Genomic DNA, 15,612 nt, shown 5'->3' with positions numbered 1-15,612 from the left:
AGCATGAGCAAGTACGAAACCGTCATCGGCTTGGAGGTTCACGCCGAGCTATCGACCAACAGTAAAATCTTTTGCGGCTGCCCGACTGAATTTGGTGCACCGCCGAATACACATACATGCCCGATCTGCTTGGGACATCCAGGTGTACTGCCTGTAACGAACAAGCAAGCGGTAGAGTTCGCGATGAAAGCAGCGCTCGCCCTCAACTGCGAGATTTCCCGCGAGACCAAGTTCGACCGCAAGAACTACTTTTATCCAGACTCGCCAAAAGCGTACCAAATCTCGCAGTTTGACCAACCGATCGGCTACAATGGCTGGATCGACATCGAAGTAAACGGTGAGACGAAGCGCATTGGGATCACTCGTCTGCATTTGGAAGAGGATGCGGGCAAGCTGACGCACAGCGATTTTGGCGGAGAGTCTCTGGTAGACTTCAACCGTGTCGGGGTACCGCTCGTCGAGATTGTTTCCGAGCCGGACATCCGCACACCGGAGGAAGCACGTGCGTATCTGGAAAAGCTGAAAGCGATCATCCAGTACACCGAAGTATCTGACGTTCGCATGGAACAAGGCTCCCTGCGTTGCGATGCCAACGTTTCCATCCGCCCGTATGGTCAAGAAGAATTCGGAACCAAGGCTGAGTTGAAAAACATGAACTCCTTCCGCAACGTGCAAATGGGCTTGGAGTACGAGGTGCAGCGTCAAACGGAGGTAGTTTCTTCCGGTGGCAAGGTCGTTCAGGAAACGCGCCGTTGGGATGAAGCAAACAAGAAGACGTTGACGATGCGTTCCAAAGAGGAAGCGCACGACTATCGTTACTTCCCAGACCCGGATCTGGTTCGCATGCAGATTTCCGAGGAGTGGATTGAAGCGGTTCGCGCAACCATTCCAGAGCTGCCAGATGCTCGTCAGGCTCGCTATGTGAACGAGTTTGGCTTGTCTAAGGATGATGCCGGAGTCATTACGATCTCCAAAGAGACGGCTGATTTCTTTGATGAGACTGTGAAAACAGGAGCAGAGCCGAAGTCAGTAGCAAACTGGCTGATGGTTGACCTGTTGGCACACCTCAACGCCAACAACCTGGTGTTTGCTGATGTAAAAATGACACCAAAAGGCTTGGGTGAGATGATCAAGCTGATCGAGGACGGAACCATTTCCTCCAAAATCGCCAAAACCGTCTTCAAAGAGATGGTCGAGACCGGCAAAGAGCCGAAGCAGATCGTCGAAGAAAAAGGACTCGTCCAAATCAGTGATGAAGGCGCTCTGCGTCAAATCGTCGTTGATGCGGTCAATTCCAACCCGCAAGCCGTGGCAGACTTCAAGTCCGGAAACGAAAAAGCAGCTGCTTTCTTTGTAGGCCAAGTCATGAAGCAAACCAAAGGTAAGGCAAACCCGGGAATGGTAAACAAGTTGATTCAGGAAGTATTGAACAGCCTGTAGGGCAAAACATACGACAGCACTTTCTCTGTAAAGGGAAAGTGCTGTTTTTTTGTGCGGGGATCTATGCTAAATAGTGGGAAAAAAGTAAGATAGAATGCATAGCTATCATCATAATTGATTAGGAGAAATGTTCATGACACCAAATTGGAAAAGTGCGACGGCTGCTTTTGCAGTGACAACCATGCTGCTGGGAACGGGTGCCCAAGCATTTGCTGCAAGTCCGGAATTGATTTTGAAAAATGCTGAAAACCCATCCAAAGAACAAGTCAAGCTGCCTGCTCGTGCACTAGAGATTGTCGCTGCGCTGGAGAAGCTGGAGCCTGCCTTAAAAGCTCTGACGTTCCGAGAGGTCGTTATTTCTGATTACGATGAAAATCAAGTGGATTTGTATATGAGCCATCCTGACGATACTGAAATGAGTGCATATCTGCTTTTTGATCGCCATAGCGGTGAATTACTTGGTTACGAGGCTTCCCCATTCATTTGGGAAGAGAATGAAAAAGTAACAGACGAAGCCATCGTGCAAAAGGCTGAGAAAGCTGTGAAAGAGTTGTTCGGAGAAAAGAAGCGAAAAATGACAGATGCGCCTCAATTGTCGAAAACGGTATACGGTGAAGAAGAGTTGTTTATATACCCGAATGTGTACTTTCCGATTCTGCTAAATGGTCTGGAAATAGACGAAACGCGCTTTGGTATCGATGTGGAAATGGATTCAGGCGGGCATTTGTTAAGCCTATCTTTTCAACCGCTCGATTTGACGGGGATACAGGTTGCTGATCCGAAAAAAGCTGTGGCAAAAGAAGAGATCCAGAAGCAAATATTTACGCCCGAACGCCTTCGTTATGGCTATGTATGGGAAGGAATGGATGGGAAACCCGGTATTGAATACACCATGAGGACGTCACCAATATTTGATGCATTGACGGGAAAGCAGATCGAAATGGAATGGGGAGCAGACGAAGGGGATGGAAATCTCCATGCATCTGATATCAAGGACATCTCTTTGAAACCCCAAGGAAAGCCATTCATTGCAAAAGGCGCAACGGATCAGCAAATTTTAGAGAACTTGTTTGGGGTTGATACCAAGAAGCTGTATACAACCTATCGAAAAGACGAACAGCAGGGTGAAATCACTTATGACTGGTCGAACACTATCGATTATAATCGGGCATCTATTGTGGTGAACGAAGTGACTGGCGATATCGGCGGATACGTAAATTGGGCACATATCGAAAATCTCTCAGTGCCCCTAACAAAGGAGCAATCCTTGCAAAAGGCGATTACGTTCCTGGAGCCTTATGCTAAAAAAGCCGAGTGGCAAGTCGAGATGTATGAGGAAATCAAACAAGAGGACAAGAAATCCGTTGAGCAGTATGGCTTTTTATTTCTCGAAAAACAAAATGGGATACCACTCATGGAGTATTCCTACGGAGTAGCAATTGATCCAAATAAGGGAAAAGTCGTTGAATTCGTGGCATCAGTTCCAGCAGAGGATCGTAAATATCCTGTGCTCAAACCATCTGTAACGGCCCAACAGGCAGCAGATATTGTTTCCAAACAGGTACCGGTCAAGTTGACCTATATCTGGCCGAGGTCAGGAGAGAAGAATGCACCCATTCTCGTTTACAAGCTCGATACCAGCAAAGGCTGGCCAACCGTCGATGCCGTAAACGGATCGTTTAAATGGGGAGAGTACGAGGATTAAGAAAGAAGGAGGAGATTTAATGAAACGAAATGGAAAACGCACAGCAATCGCATTGACAATAGCAATGATGTTGCCAGCAACAAGTGGAACAGCCTTGGCTGCAAGTCCTGAAATCCATCCTAGCCACATTGCATCTGTTACAAAAAGTGAGGAAAAGCTCCCGGAGCGGTCCACTCAGATCGTAGCTGCTTTAGAAAAGCTGGAGCCTGCATTGAAAACGTTGACGAAACGAACGATTGTGAAAAGTGAGATGGATGAAAATCTGTTAAACCTCAATCTGGAAAGTCCCGAATCCAATGACATGAGTGCCATTGTTGTCTTTGACAGAAAAACAGGTGAGTTGATCATGTACAGCGCCAGTTTGCATATTTGGAAACAAGGGGAAATTGCGACAGACGAGATTATTTTGCAACGGGCAGAAAAAGCAGTGCTTGAGTTATTAGGTGCAGACAAAAGAAAACAAGTAGGCTCGCCTACATTATCCAAAGCTGTTAACAAGGAAGACTCCGAAGATTTGACTGATAACTCAACAATATACCGCTCCGTTTATTATCCAGTTGAACTAAATGGGCTGGAGATATTGGGGAATAGGATGGGCATATATGTGTCGACGGATTATGCTGGTCATATCTTGGGTGTATCCAGTGAGCTACTTGATTTGAAAGAGACCAAGGTCCCCGATCCGAAAACGGCACTGACACCTGAAGCTGTCAAAAAGCAGTTTTTCACACCTGATCGTCTTGAGTTGGGCTATATGCTGGAAGGGAAAGATGCCAAGCCGGGCATGCAATACTTATGGATGAATAACGCTTACATCGATGCCGTGACAGGAAAGCAGATTGACTTCACTCATGGAACTGAATTAGCCGGGAATGGAAAAAGAAATCCTGGCAACCTGAAGAATATTACGCTATCGCCAAAAGGAGAGCCGCTTATTGTCAAAAGCAGGGCAGATGGAGAAAAAGTCGTCGCGGGCTTGTTTGACGTGGATACGAAGGTGATGTTCACAGAATACTACACAGGAGAAGTTGATGGTGAGATCATACATTCCTGGAGCGATGAGTTTGGGTATGAAGACGTGTCCATTTCGGTGGATGCTTCTACGGGAGCGGTCACTAGTGCGGATATTTTTATGGAAACAAAAAGCTTGCCTGTTCCCTTATCGAAAGAAGAAGCCTTGAAAAAAGCAATTTCCTTCATCGAGCCATATGCTGCTAAATCCTCTACTGAATGGCAGGTTGAGATATTTGATCCATATAAACAGCCGAAATTGGCTGATTGGATGATCGAGTTGAATGAAGGAGAGGGTGAAGAGGAGGAGTACACAGGAACAGGAACGTATACCTTCATTTTTTATGAATTGCACGATGGGTTGCCTGTGTTCGACCGTTACTATTGGATGAAGGTTGATATAGAGAGTGGACAAGTATTTACTTTCATTGTGAATTTGCCGGAAAAAGAGGGTACTCTTCCCATCTTGAAGCCATCCGTAACGGAGCAGCAAGCTGCTGAAATCGTAGCCAAAAATCTCCCTGTAAAGCTGTCCTACTTCTGGCCAACCTACAAAGGCAAACAAGCTCCTTTTCTCACCCTTGTCTATACGGTTGACAAGAGCAAGAGCTGGCCTTACGTAGATGCTGTAAAAGGCACACTTGAATGGGGCGAATACGAGGAATAATTCGAACGAAAAAGAACGCAGCTTTTCTGACTGCGTTCTTTTTTCTATCCCTTTTATGTGGATGCCTGATTTGCAGTGAGTTCCGCCTGTATTTGTTCCAGTACCGATACGGCAGCACGCTCATTTCGCTCAATCGCCTGCAACAACGCAACTGCCTGCTTGCCCTGCTCCGCATCGTTCGGCTCGCCTCCAGCCGGGAACGGAAAGAGCTTGCTTAACGTGTCAAAGTCATCGGCAATCGCCCCGTACAAGCTAGCCGCTTCTTTCATCAGCGGACGAACCTCATCAAACACAGAATCTGTCCACGTATCAACGATTTCGCTCCAGAAAAGAGAGGCGTAGCGACGTGCATCCCCGTTCACCACGGTCGTATACGCGTTGCCATTCGGCTCAACCGTTCCCTTTTCATAGGCTTCCTGCCAAGCAGCATAGGCCGCTAAACCATTGACGCAGCTCGCGTCCTGCGGTTCTTCTCCACGATAATGAACGAGTGCAGTGTGGAGAGCATTTGCGAGCATCGTGCGTTGGTCGATCGGAAACGCACGGTCGATGGCAAGGACAAACAACTCCTCGATGATACCCCGCCCCAAGTTTTCATAAGGAATGGTACTGTCGTTTCGGCAGTTGTCTCCTGCGTAAAACATTCTTTTTTCATCATCATAGCCGTAGATTAATCCGAACTCTGGCATGAACAGGTCCCAAGCAAGCACAGGATGCCCTTTGTCGATGGAGCGGTGAACCAGTTCCAACGCTTCCGGCAAGAGGACAGACAGCTGGCGTTTTTCGCGGGCCTCTTGGCTCAATAGTGAGGGAGCAACTTGATTGGCATTCATGCTTGGTTCGCAGGAAAGATGATACGAGGTGACGGCACGAGATTCAAAGCCCATGTTTTTCAAACCCTGCTGTAAGACCCGTTGAAAGTGAAACATCGTCGGGCCCGCAATGTGGATATTTTCAGGCACGATTGTCAGGCGAAAGGCATGGCCGCTCAGGCCAAGTATCATCGGCAAAGACATTTTGCGTTCGGTCGATTCTACCAATCCGTATAGTGCCGCTGCGCAAGTAATCCAAGTAGGCATCGTGAATGCTTCTGGTTTTTTCAATACGGCTTGTTTCATATTCCCCGCAACCTTTCTCGTCTTCACGTATTGATCAACAACGACACGAGTTTTTTCTTGAATCAGTTTTTTGCGAGAACGCGATAGCACTTGGTAGACATTCGCCTGGGACATCTGGAACATGTGGGCAATCTCCTGAGGGGCCAAATGATCAAAAAAATGAGATTCCACAATGCGTCTCTCCCGAGGATTGAGGCAGTACAGCAGGCTCCTGATCGTCTCAAACAGTTCACGCCGCACCATGACCTCTTCGGGATTGGTGTTCTGCGCAGAGTGTGACCAAGACCGTCCCAGTCTGTGCAGAATACTATCGAGGTCCTCCCAGTCAGTCGGTTCCTGCTCAGGCGTTTGTTTGCCCAGACTCGAGAAGAGGGTTTCTCTTTTTTGCGAACCCTTCGAAAGCCGTGTGTACGCCTGATTGCGTACAATCCGATGCAGCCAAGGAAGGAAACGTCGGCTGTCCACCAATGTTCCCAGGTGCAAAAAGGCGCGAATGAGAGCATCCTGAACGATGTCTTCGGCAAGAAAGGCTTCTTGTGTGTACGACCGAGCATAGCCGTATACTTTGGAGCGATGACGCCTGACCAGCTCGCTAAACGCCTCCTGATCTCCGGCTTTTGCCTGTTCTACCAAAGTTTCGTCTTCTATCTGGGTGTGTTCCTCATGAGTCTTGGGGCTGATTATCAAGTGATCCATCGCAATAACTCCTCGTGATTTGTTGATATACTGTGTAGACTTCGGGTTCACGGATTTTCTGACACGGGATGCGAAAAAAATTTTGGAGTTTTTTAACCGTTCTATTTAGTGTATCAGACAAGTAAACGAAGGGATTCTCCAATGGCAGATGACAAAGCAATTTGTAACAATTTCCACTCTCCCCTATAATGAACGTACAAGAAGAAAAAGGAGGATGGAAGTACATGAAGCTCATTTCTGTTGCAGGAGAAAGTGTGGCACCTGGAAAAGGTGGTTCACCGTCTGATACATTTGATCGTTCCATTGCTACGTGGCAAGAAAACGGTCAAGAAAAAACAATAACCGTCACCTACGTGCGTTATTTTGGCAAAGTGCTTGCTGAGCGGGGCATTTACGATCAAGAGGCAGAAGGTGTTCCTGTCAGCCATTTAGTAGCGACTCTGTTTCTTGAAAAGCATCCAGAGGTAAAAGAAACCCGTCATTATATTAACGATACGGAAGCTTTCGTCGCGCTGTTTGAAGGCTTTTCCCTGACCAAATGGAAAGAGCGGTATCCGCTGTAGGATACGAGAGTTACCGTTCTTGAAGTCAAAAGATTCTGATTCGCCAAAGGCACATACGGGTAACTTTTATGAGGGCATGCTAAGAGCAACCAATTATTGGAGGGAATTAGCATGTTTTCTATTTGGTTGCCACTGGTGATGACGTCTTCTTCGCTTGTGTTTGGTACAATGTCTTCGCATGTCCCTACGACTACGACATCCTCGACGGCGTGGATGGTTGCTGTGCAGGAGTTTGACGCGTTTTTGCAGGACTGGAAAAAAGGACAGACGCTTGCGAATCTGCGTCACCCGCTTTTTGACCTCACGGGAGTGTCAGCGGTGTCAGGAATGATGGAGATCATCCGGTTTTCGGGAGAAGCCCACGGGCAAGCGGGGGAAATCACCCTTTCGTTTTACACACTGGAAGGCGACAAGGTCTTTTCGCCCCCAGGCTCCGTGTCTATCGCGCGAGTCGATGAGAAGCGAAGGGAATTTCATGTCACGGGCGTTATACCGCGAGTTTTGCGCGGGCGGACGGGTGTCGTACAGGTGACGTTTACGGGAGAAAAGCGGGCGTCGTACTTGCTGAAGGTACGATTCTAGGAAAATACGGGAGAGGAGGGGCTGCTGTTGATTGAAGTCAAGGATGTCAGCAAGCGATTCAAGGAGATCGCAGCGGTCCAACATGTATCGTTTCGGGTCGAGGCAGGCGAGGTATACGGACTTCTCGGCGAAAACGGTGCGGGTAAGACAACGACGATGCGCATGATGGCGACGGTTTTGACCCCGACCGAGGGAGACATCGAGATTAGTGGGTTTTCCGTTCGACAGCAACCGCTTGAAGTGCGCCGCAGAATCGGCATTTTGTTCGGGGGAGATGTGGGTCTTTACAGCCGTTTGACAGCGCGGGAAAATATCGCGTATTTCGGTCGTCTATACGGTTTGGAGCAAGCGAGGATTGAGGAGCGGATTGACAGTCTGAGTCGGCTGCTTGAGATGGACGTTTTTTTAGACAGGCGAGTGGATGCCTTTTCCCGGGGAATGAAGCAAAAGGTAGCGATTGCCCGGACGCTCGTACATGATCCCGATGTCATTTTGTTGGATGAACCGACGACAGGATTGGATGTAACGGCTGCCACAATCTTTCGAAGAATGGTCAGAAAGTTGCAGGAAGAGGGGAAGACGATTCTGTTTTCCAGTCACAACATGGGCGAGATTAACAAGCTGTGCAAAAGAGTTGCGCTCATGCACAAGGGTAAGCTGCGGTTCGCCGGGGGATTGGATGCGCTGCGCGAGCAGTTTGGGACAGAGGATCTGGACGACATTTTCATGGCTGTCGTGGAAGGGAGCGAGGGCTGATGGGCTCACATGTCGTGTGGACCGTATTCAAAAAAGAGCTAATGGACTTGTTTCGCGATCGCAAGGCGTGGATAGGAACGCTCCTGGTGCCATTGCTCGTCATTCCGTTCGTCTTCTTTTTGCTCGGGACGTCGTATAGTAATGTGGAAAAAGAGGCAAGGGAGTACATCCCGATAGCTGTACAAGGATCATCTTCATTGATTGCTGTTTTGCAAAAAAATCCTGCTGTTCAAATCCTGGAGCCGCCCGATCCGAAACTGGCACTGCAAGCAGGTCAGCTACGCGCTATTTTGACAATTCCTGCTGGCTTCGATGAAGAGATCACGGCGGGAAAAACAGCGCAGTTATCGGTTGACTATGACTCGACCAATCAAAAATCTGTCTATGCCCGTACGCTGATCGAGCAGACAGTAGAGGCTTACAGCAAAGACGTCGTAGCGAAAAGGTTGAACCAAGCAGGTTTGTCCGAGCAGACGATTCAACCGATTGTCTCCACCTTTCAAAATACAGCCTCTGAGGAAAGGAAGTCGGGGGGGATGCTGGCGGGCATCATTCCGTTGATGTTGGTTGTCTCGCTCGCATCCGCGGGAATGGCCGCAGCGAATGATCTCGTCGCTGGTGAGAAAGAGCGGGGAACGCTCGAATCGCTGTTGACGGCACCGATTGCAGCCCAGCACATCCTCACGGCAAAGCTGTTGGCTGTGATGATCATGAGTACCATGGGGGCAGTAGCGTCACTGATTTCTGTCACACTGGCCATGCGTCTTGGACCAATGGGGACGGAAGGAGATCATTTTACACTCGCCTTCTTCTCGCCTGTCACTTTGTTGGTGCTTATCGTGACCATTTTGTTGTTGGCGGCGCTCTTTGCAGGGTTGGAACTTCTTTTGAGTACGATTGCCAAGTCTTTTAAAGAGGGGCAGACGTACATGAGTGCGGTCATATTTTTGGCGATGGTCCCGTCGTACATGTTGATGCCAATCAGTCCGGTCGACATCCCCACGCATTACTACGTGATGCCTGTTTTCAACGGTGTCGCATTGTCCAAGGAAGTGTTTTATGGCAAGGTCGACCCGATGCATGCGCTTCTGGGGATTGGTTCCTTGCTTGTCTATGTGGTTTTCACTATTTTTCTCGCGTCGCGCATATTCCGCAGAGAAGGAGCGGGGTTAAAGCACTGATCGTAAAATTTTTCCCAGACCTGTCGCGTCACTCGTCGCTGTCATTTCGAGAAAGCTGGTGAAATGTTGTGAATCCGCTGTATGTCGGAGTCTTATATATTTTCGGATCGGCTGCTGGCTTTGGCGTCATGTCTATTTTTGCTGTGTACGCCTACGAAGCGGGTGTGTCTGTTTCGACGCTTTTGTTTTTGCGATTTTTATTGGCGACTGCCCTGTTTTTTGGTTTGTTGCTCTGGCGCAAGGAGTCGCTTCGCTTGGACAAAAGACAGGTGCTGGCGATGTTTTGTCTCGGCGGGATTTTGTACACGCTGCAATCCCTTAGCTTTTTCTCTGCGGTACAGTACATCCCGACCTCCATGGCGGCCTTGCTTCTGTACACATTTCCTGTGTTTGTTGCTATACTGAGCTACTTCGTCGAGAAGGAGCGGTTGACGAAAAAGACCGTCATCGCCATGCTGATTACACTCGTCGGTCTTGGACTGGTGCTTGGTTTGTCATTTGGCGGGATTCAGCCGATTGGCGTATTGTTGGCTCTTGCTGCGGCGTTGTTTTATTCCGTTTATATTGTGGTAGGGAATCGAGTGGTAAAAGGCGTTTCGTCTTATGTAACGTCTGCGTACATCGCCCTGTTTGCTGCCATTTCCACCTTTTTCATTACGCTAAAAGACGGAGGTGTTGACCTGTCTTTTGCGGCACAAGGGTGGTGGGCACTGCTGGGGATCGTCGTTTTTTCTACGGTGGTCGCCATCAGTTTTTTCTTCCGCGGCTTGCAACTGATTGGCTCAACCAAAGCGTCGGTACTAAGCACACTGGAGCCTGTTGTCACTTTTGGGTTTTCGGCGTTGTTGTTTGGCGAAGCGTTTAGTCCTCTCCAATTGTTGGGAGGATGTGCAGTGCTCGTCGGTGCTGCGCTGATTGTTTCGGGGAAAGGCGGAGAGCCAGAGCTGGCACACAAGCAGGCTTCCTCATAAGGTCATACCAAAAAGACGCTCTTGCTGTGAGGCTTCACGTGCAGGAGCGTCCATTCTTTTTATGTGGACCGATCAGGATTCGTGCATCTGTGAGCGGATTAGCCAGCCCGCACCGTACACACCCGCATCATTGCCGAGTTTGGCCGGAACGATCTCTGTGGACTCGACGACGTAGGTGAATGGAACAAAGCGTTTGAATGATTCGCGGATTCGGGAAAAGAGGAAGTCACCTGCCGCGGCCACGCCTCCACCAATCATAAACTTCGCGGGATTGAGCACATTCGCCAAATGAGAAAGAGCGAGGCCGAGATAGAGCGCCACTTGATCGATAATCGCGAGAGCAGCTGCGTCTCCTGCTACGGCTGCCTCGAGGACATCTTTCGCTGCAATGTTTCCTTTGGTGGCGAGTACAGCGGCAAGCGCCGGGCTTGATCCGTTCGCAGCGGCAAAACGCCCTTCACGAATGATGGCAGTCGCAGACGTGTATGTTTCGAGACAACCTGTTTTGCCGCAATTGCAGGGGGCACCGCTATCCGGAGTCATGGTGATGTGACCGATTTCGCCGCCCACACCGTTAATGCCATGGATGACCTTTCCATTCAAGATGACGCCTCCACCTACACCTGTGCCGAGTGTAATGAGAACGAGGTCGTGTGCACCTTGGCCTGCTCCTTGCCACATTTCCCCGAGGGCTGCGACATTGGCATCGTTGTCGACCGCGACTGGCAACCCTGTAAGGGCTTCCAATTTTTCTTTTAGTAAAACGGGTTGGCGCCAGTGAAGATTCACCGCTTGAAAGACGATCCCCTTCCCACCATCAACGGGGCCGGGTACGCCTACACCGATTCCGCAGACTTGTGGAAGAGAATAGTCATGCTGCGCAAGAAGATCATGAGACATGTCTACGATTTTTTGCAAAATGCCATCCTCGCCGTCTGCAACAGGCGTAGGTTCTTGCATTTTTGTAACCAGCTCGCCGTCTGGCGTAATCAAAGCCATCTTGATTGCAGTGCCACCCACATCTACTCCCACGATGATCTTCTTCACAAGCGTCTCCCCTATCTCCTTGTTTTCCATCTTTTTCTATCTTATCACGCTATATGGAGCATAGCGATTCCCAAAAATGGCTATACAGGATATGATGGAAGAGAGTACCCCCGTGAGCGAGGGAAGGAAGAAGGGATCTGCCTTGAAACGAGCCAGATTAATCTACAATCCAAGCTCCGGCCGGGAGATCGTGCGTCGGCGGTTGCCGGAAATCCTCGATTTAATGGAATCGGCCGGATATGAAACTTCATGCTATGCGACCAGAGGGGAAGATGATGCGACAGAAGAAGCTGCTCGTGCAGTAGCTCGCGGTTTTGACGTCATCCTGGCAGCTGGCGGAGATGGAACCATATACGAAGTAGTCAATGGGATGGCAGAGCATAAAGCGCGTCCATCTCTTGGAATAATCCCCTGCGGAACGAGCAATGATTTTGCCCGGGCGGTCGGTATACCAAAATCGATCACGCGTGCAACGGAGATTGTCGCCAAGGGCAAGAAGAAACGCATTGACCTGGGGCGCATCAACAACCGCTATTTTATGAATATCGCGGGTGGCGGGTCGCTGACGAACCTGACCTACGAGGTCCCGAGCAAGCTGAAAACGCTGATCGGACAAATGGCGTATTACGTCAAAGGCTTGGAGAAGCTGCCGTCGCTACACCCGATCCGTGTTCGTCTGGAGAGCCGCAAAGAGGTGCTGTTGGATGAAGAAATCATGGTGTTCCTCATCGCCAATAGCCGATCCGTAGGCGGGTTCGACTGGCTTGCCCCAGATGCGGACTTGTCAGACGGCAAGCTGGATGTCATCGTTGTGAAAAAGACGAATATCGCGGAGTTTATTCGCTTGGCGACACAGGCGGTTCGAGGCGAGCACCTAAAGGACCCGAACATCCTGTATTTCCAGGCAGATTATATCAAAGCCACTTCGCCGGGCGGAGAGAAGGTTCAGCTCAATCTGGACGGTGAGCTGGGCGGACAGCTGCCTTGCGTGGTGGAAGCATTGCCGGGGCATATCGAGTTGTTCGTCCCGTAAGAAGATAGTAAAATGAATAGCAATAGCCGTGGGGATGCCGCTTTTCGCAGTGCATCCCTGCATGTTTCCTGGAGCGAAAACGAAAACCTATAGAGCAAGATAAAAGGAGCAATAGATAGTGGCGAAGACAACAAAGAAGCGGCGTGGTCCGCACCCGACAGCCAAAGTGGAGCTGGACGTCCCTGTACGTGTCGGACAAACCGTGGAAGTGGAGATAACCGGACTGAACCACGAAGGAGCAGGAGTCGGCCGGATTGAAGGATATACGCTGTTCGTGGATGGCGCACTTGCAGGAGAGCGGGTTCATGCGCGTGTCGATCATGTGAAGAAAAACTTCGGCTTTGCAAAGATGACGGAAGTAGTAGAAGCAAGTACCCATCGCTTCCAGCCGCCCTGTCCGCTGTACGACCGTTGCGGAGGATGTTCGTTGCAGCATCTCGCATACGAGGAGCAGCTGCGACACAAGCAGCAAATCGTGCGGGACAACCTGCGGCGCATTGGAGGTTTCCAAGTCGAAGGGGAAGGCGCGATTACCGTTCATCCGACACTTGGCATGAGTGATCCGTGGCGTTATCGCAACAAAGCACAGGTACCAATCGGCGAGGAAAACGGGGCTTTGGTCGGCGGTTTTTACGCGGAGAAATCCCACTCGATCATCGACATGAACGAATGCCTCATTCAACATCAGGTGAATGATGAAGCAGTGGCAGCCGTGAAGCAGGCGGCGACCAAGCTGAAAATCACGGCATATGACGAGGTGCGCCATTCAGGCTTGCTACGTCATGTTGTTGTTAAGGTTGGCGTCAAGACGGGGGAAGTCATGGTTGTGCTCGTGACGACGGAGGAGCAGATTCCGCAGCGCGATGAGCTAATGGAAGCGATTCGTGCACAAGTCGCAGGCGTGACGAGTATCGTGCAGAACATCAACCCGGACAAGACCAATGTTATTTTTGGCAAAAAGACCGTGACGCTATGGGGCAGCGATGTGATTTACGATTATATCGGTCCGATCAAGTTTGCCATTTCGGCGCGTTCGTTTTATCAGGTCAATCCTGCTCAGACAGAGGTGCTGTATAACAAGACGTTGGAGTATGCGGGTGCGACTGGTACGGAGACGGTTATTGATGCGTATTGCGGTATTGGGACGATTTCTCTGTTTTTGGCGCAGAAGTCAAAGCATGTGTACGGTGTAGAGATTGTGCCGGAAGCGATTGCGGATGCGAATCGAAATGCGCAGTTGAATGGCGTGGAGAATGCGACGTTTGAGGCAGGTCCTGCGGAGGTTGTCATTCCTGCTTGGAAAGAGAAGGGCATACGGGCGGATGTGATTGTCGTTGACCCGCCGCGCAAAGGCTGTGATGAGGCGTTGTTGACGACGATTTTGGAGATGCAGCCGGAGAGAGTGGTTTATGTTTCTTGTAATCCTTCTACGTTGGCGAGGGATTTGAAGGTGCTTGCTGAGAGGTATGAGGTGAAGGAAGTGCAGCCGGTGGATATGTTTCCGCATACGGGGCATGTGGAGAGTGTTGTATTGATGGAAAGAAGGGGCTAGCCAAATAAGGCTATGCCCCTTTTTAAGTGGCTGTAGTTGATTTCAACTTTGTGCGTACATAGTATTTAATCTTATCTATTATTCTCGTGTTTCAAATACTAAAAGCAAAACTTCCAATTTGTCATTATAGCAGATTACTTTTATGTTATTATTTGGATATCAAATGATTAGGTGCGGGTGGTCACATTGATAGAATTAGAGAGAAATATAATTGAAATTGATGAACCAGTAGTCAAAGTCAAATTGTCGAATACTGATTTATTGTTGGGGAAACCTATTGAACCTATCAAAAGACTCCAGGTTATTTCTGACACTGATTTTGAAGACCTTGTTAGAGAATGGTCATGTGGCTATTTAAAACATAAATATGTAAAAGTAAGAAGGTGTGGCGGAGCGGGGGATATGGGCAGAGATGTTATTGCTTATGTAAGTGAGGATAAAGGCATGGATTTAATTTGGGATAATTACCAATGTAAACACTATAACGCTTCTTTATCTCCCAGTACGGTTTGGATTGAGCTTGGAAAATTGTGTTACTACACTTTTATAAAAGAATACCCGGTGCCGAGAAAGTATTATTTCGTAACACCTAAAGGTATTTCGACAAAACTTTCCAACTTTATTGATAATCCCGAGAAATTAAAAGAAGGGTTAATTGAAGAATGGAATGATAAATGTCGGAAACAAATAACAAGCGGGAAAAATATAGAGTTAGTTGGTGAGTTCCTCACTTATGTTGAGAACTTTGACTTTTCAATCTTTGATGATATAGATCCACAAGAATTAATCGAACAACATTCAAAAACTAAATACTACTACTATAGATTCGGAGGCATTCATAAAACACGCCCTGAACCTGTTGAGCCTCCAGACAGAATCTCTCCTAATGAATTACTTTACGTTAAGAAATTACTCGAAGCATATTCTGACAACCATAAGTCTTCTATCGATGATATTTCTCAACTATCAGTTCATTTTAAATATATTAGTCATTTTAATAGGCAGCGAAAATGTTTTTACTCTGCTGAGTCTTTGATGAAGTTTGAGAGAGATACTCTTCCACCCGGTGTAAATGCTTTTGAGGATTTAAAACAAGAAGTCTATGACGGGATTATCGATGTTATTGAGTCTCAACATCCTGATGGATTTGAAAGAGTTAAGGAGGCTTGCAAGGTTGCCAGAAATCTTAATATGCCAAGCTACCCATTGTATACCTCAATTAAAGGAAACGATTTAAATGGTTTATGTCACCATTTAGCTAATGAAGATAAGATAAGTTGGGTGGATTGA

General features: G+C 48.5%; 13 protein-coding genes. 11 read left to right on the top strand and 2 right to left on the bottom strand.

Annotation, left to right across the window (positions count from 1 at the left end; all coding sequences use genetic code 11):
- Positions 1-3: 3 nt before the first annotated feature.
- The 3 genes from gatB (at position 4) to KB186_RS16055 (ending at position 4,823) form a co-directional block, all read left to right on the top strand.
- Positions 4-1,440 carry an Asp-tRNA(Asn)/Glu-tRNA(Gln) amidotransferase subunit GatB gene (gatB, locus tag KB186_RS16065; protein WP_016741203.1) on the top strand — a complete coding sequence of 479 codons (1,437 nt, stop codon included), beginning with the start codon at positions 4-6 and terminating at the stop codon, positions 1,438-1,440.
- A 133-nt stretch (positions 1,441-1,573) separates the two neighbouring features.
- The gene (locus KB186_RS16060) at positions 1,574-3,145 is read left to right on the top strand and encodes a YcdB/YcdC domain-containing protein (RefSeq protein WP_232773976.1); all 1,572 of its coding nucleotides are present in this window, start codon (positions 1,574-1,576) and stop codon (positions 3,143-3,145) included.
- A gap of 19 nt (positions 3,146-3,164) precedes the next feature.
- Positions 3,165-4,823 (top strand): YcdB/YcdC domain-containing protein, encoded by a 1,659-nt coding sequence (locus tag KB186_RS16055; RefSeq protein ID WP_232773975.1) that lies wholly within the window; start codon positions 3,165-3,167, stop codon positions 4,821-4,823.
- A 53-nt stretch (positions 4,824-4,876) separates the two neighbouring features.
- Here KB186_RS16055 and KB186_RS16050 read toward each other — a convergent pair whose 3' ends face one another.
- Positions 4,877-6,637, bottom strand: a complete 1,761-nt coding sequence (locus KB186_RS16050; protein WP_232773974.1) for an RNA polymerase sigma factor — start codon at positions 6,635-6,637, stop codon at positions 4,877-4,879.
- Positions 6,638-6,861: 224 nt separating this feature from the next.
- Between KB186_RS16050 and KB186_RS16045 the strand changes: the two genes are divergently transcribed.
- From KB186_RS16045 to KB186_RS16025, 5 genes are all read left to right on the top strand, one after another.
- Positions 6,862-7,200, top strand: coding sequence for a hypothetical protein (locus KB186_RS16045; RefSeq protein WP_221866830.1), 339 nt, complete (start codon positions 6,862-6,864; stop codon positions 7,198-7,200).
- Between the two features lie 111 nt (positions 7,201-7,311).
- A complete protein-coding gene (locus KB186_RS16040; protein WP_173610605.1) occupies positions 7,312-7,782 on the top strand; it encodes a hypothetical protein in 471 nt (156 codons plus the stop codon).
- 27 nt (positions 7,783-7,809) lie between these two features.
- Positions 7,810-8,538, top strand: coding sequence for an ABC transporter ATP-binding protein (locus tag KB186_RS16035; protein WP_173610604.1), 729 nt, complete (start codon positions 7,810-7,812; stop codon positions 8,536-8,538).
- Positions 8,538-9,719, top strand: coding sequence for an ABC transporter permease (locus KB186_RS16030; RefSeq protein ID WP_173610603.1), 1,182 nt, complete (start codon positions 8,538-8,540; stop codon positions 9,717-9,719). Before KB186_RS16035 ends, KB186_RS16030 begins: the two co-directional genes overlap by 1 nt.
- Positions 9,720-9,787: 68 nt before the next feature.
- The gene (locus KB186_RS16025; protein ID WP_232773973.1) at positions 9,788-10,690 is read left to right on the top strand and encodes a DMT family transporter; all 903 of its coding nucleotides are present in this window, start codon (positions 9,788-9,790) and stop codon (positions 10,688-10,690) included.
- A gap of 72 nt (positions 10,691-10,762) precedes the next feature.
- Here the strand turns inward: KB186_RS16025 and KB186_RS16020 are convergent, their stop codons facing one another.
- Complete coding sequence (locus KB186_RS16020) at positions 10,763-11,737, bottom strand: ROK family glucokinase (protein WP_232773972.1); 975 nt, start codon at positions 11,735-11,737, stop codon at positions 10,763-10,765.
- A 142-nt stretch (positions 11,738-11,879) separates the two neighbouring features.
- Here KB186_RS16020 and KB186_RS16015 point away from each other — a divergent pair, with 142 nt between their 5' ends.
- The 3 genes from KB186_RS16015 to KB186_RS16005 all read left to right on the top strand — a co-directional run bounded on the left by KB186_RS16015 (position 11,880) and on the right by KB186_RS16005 (position 15,612).
- Positions 11,880-12,770, top strand: a complete 891-nt coding sequence (locus KB186_RS16015) for a diacylglycerol kinase (RefSeq protein WP_221866834.1) — start codon at positions 11,880-11,882, stop codon at positions 12,768-12,770.
- 118 nt (positions 12,771-12,888) lie between these two features.
- A complete protein-coding gene (gene rlmD, locus KB186_RS16010) occupies positions 12,889-14,322 on the top strand; it encodes a 23S rRNA (uracil(1939)-C(5))-methyltransferase RlmD (protein WP_232773971.1) in 1,434 nt (477 codons plus the stop codon).
- 186 nt (positions 14,323-14,508) lie between these two features.
- Positions 14,509-15,612 (top strand): ABC-three component system protein, encoded by a 1,104-nt coding sequence (locus KB186_RS16005; RefSeq protein WP_232773970.1) that lies wholly within the window; start codon positions 14,509-14,511, stop codon positions 15,610-15,612.

It is taken from the genome of Brevibacillus sp. AF8 (assembly GCF_021270385.1).
GTDB lineage: Bacteria > Bacillota > Bacilli > Brevibacillales > Brevibacillaceae > Brevibacillus.
The sequence above is the reverse complement of the archived record's forward strand: the minus strand, read 5'-3'. Positions and strand labels throughout refer to the sequence as shown.

Bases quoted from the DNA above. Each gene is read 5' to 3' on its own strand.
- gatB (WP_016741203.1), top strand. From the start codon at position 4: ATGAGCAAGTACGAAACCGTCATCGGCTTGGAGGTTCACGCCGAGCTA.
- KB186_RS16060 (WP_232773976.1), top strand. From the start codon at position 1,574: ATGACACCAAATTGGAAAAGTGCGACGGCTGCTTTTGCAGTGACAACC.
- KB186_RS16055 (WP_232773975.1), top strand. From the start codon at position 3,165: ATGAAACGAAATGGAAAACGCACAGCAATCGCATTGACAATAGCAATG.
- KB186_RS16050 (WP_232773974.1), bottom strand. From the start codon at position 6,637: ATGGATCACTTGATAATCAGCCCCAAGACTCATGAGGAACACACCCAG.
- KB186_RS16045 (WP_221866830.1), top strand. From the start codon at position 6,862: ATGAAGCTCATTTCTGTTGCAGGAGAAAGTGTGGCACCTGGAAAAGGT.
- KB186_RS16040 (WP_173610605.1), top strand. From the start codon at position 7,312: ATGTTTTCTATTTGGTTGCCACTGGTGATGACGTCTTCTTCGCTTGTG.
- KB186_RS16030 (WP_173610603.1), top strand. From the start codon at position 8,538: ATGGGCTCACATGTCGTGTGGACCGTATTCAAAAAAGAGCTAATGGAC.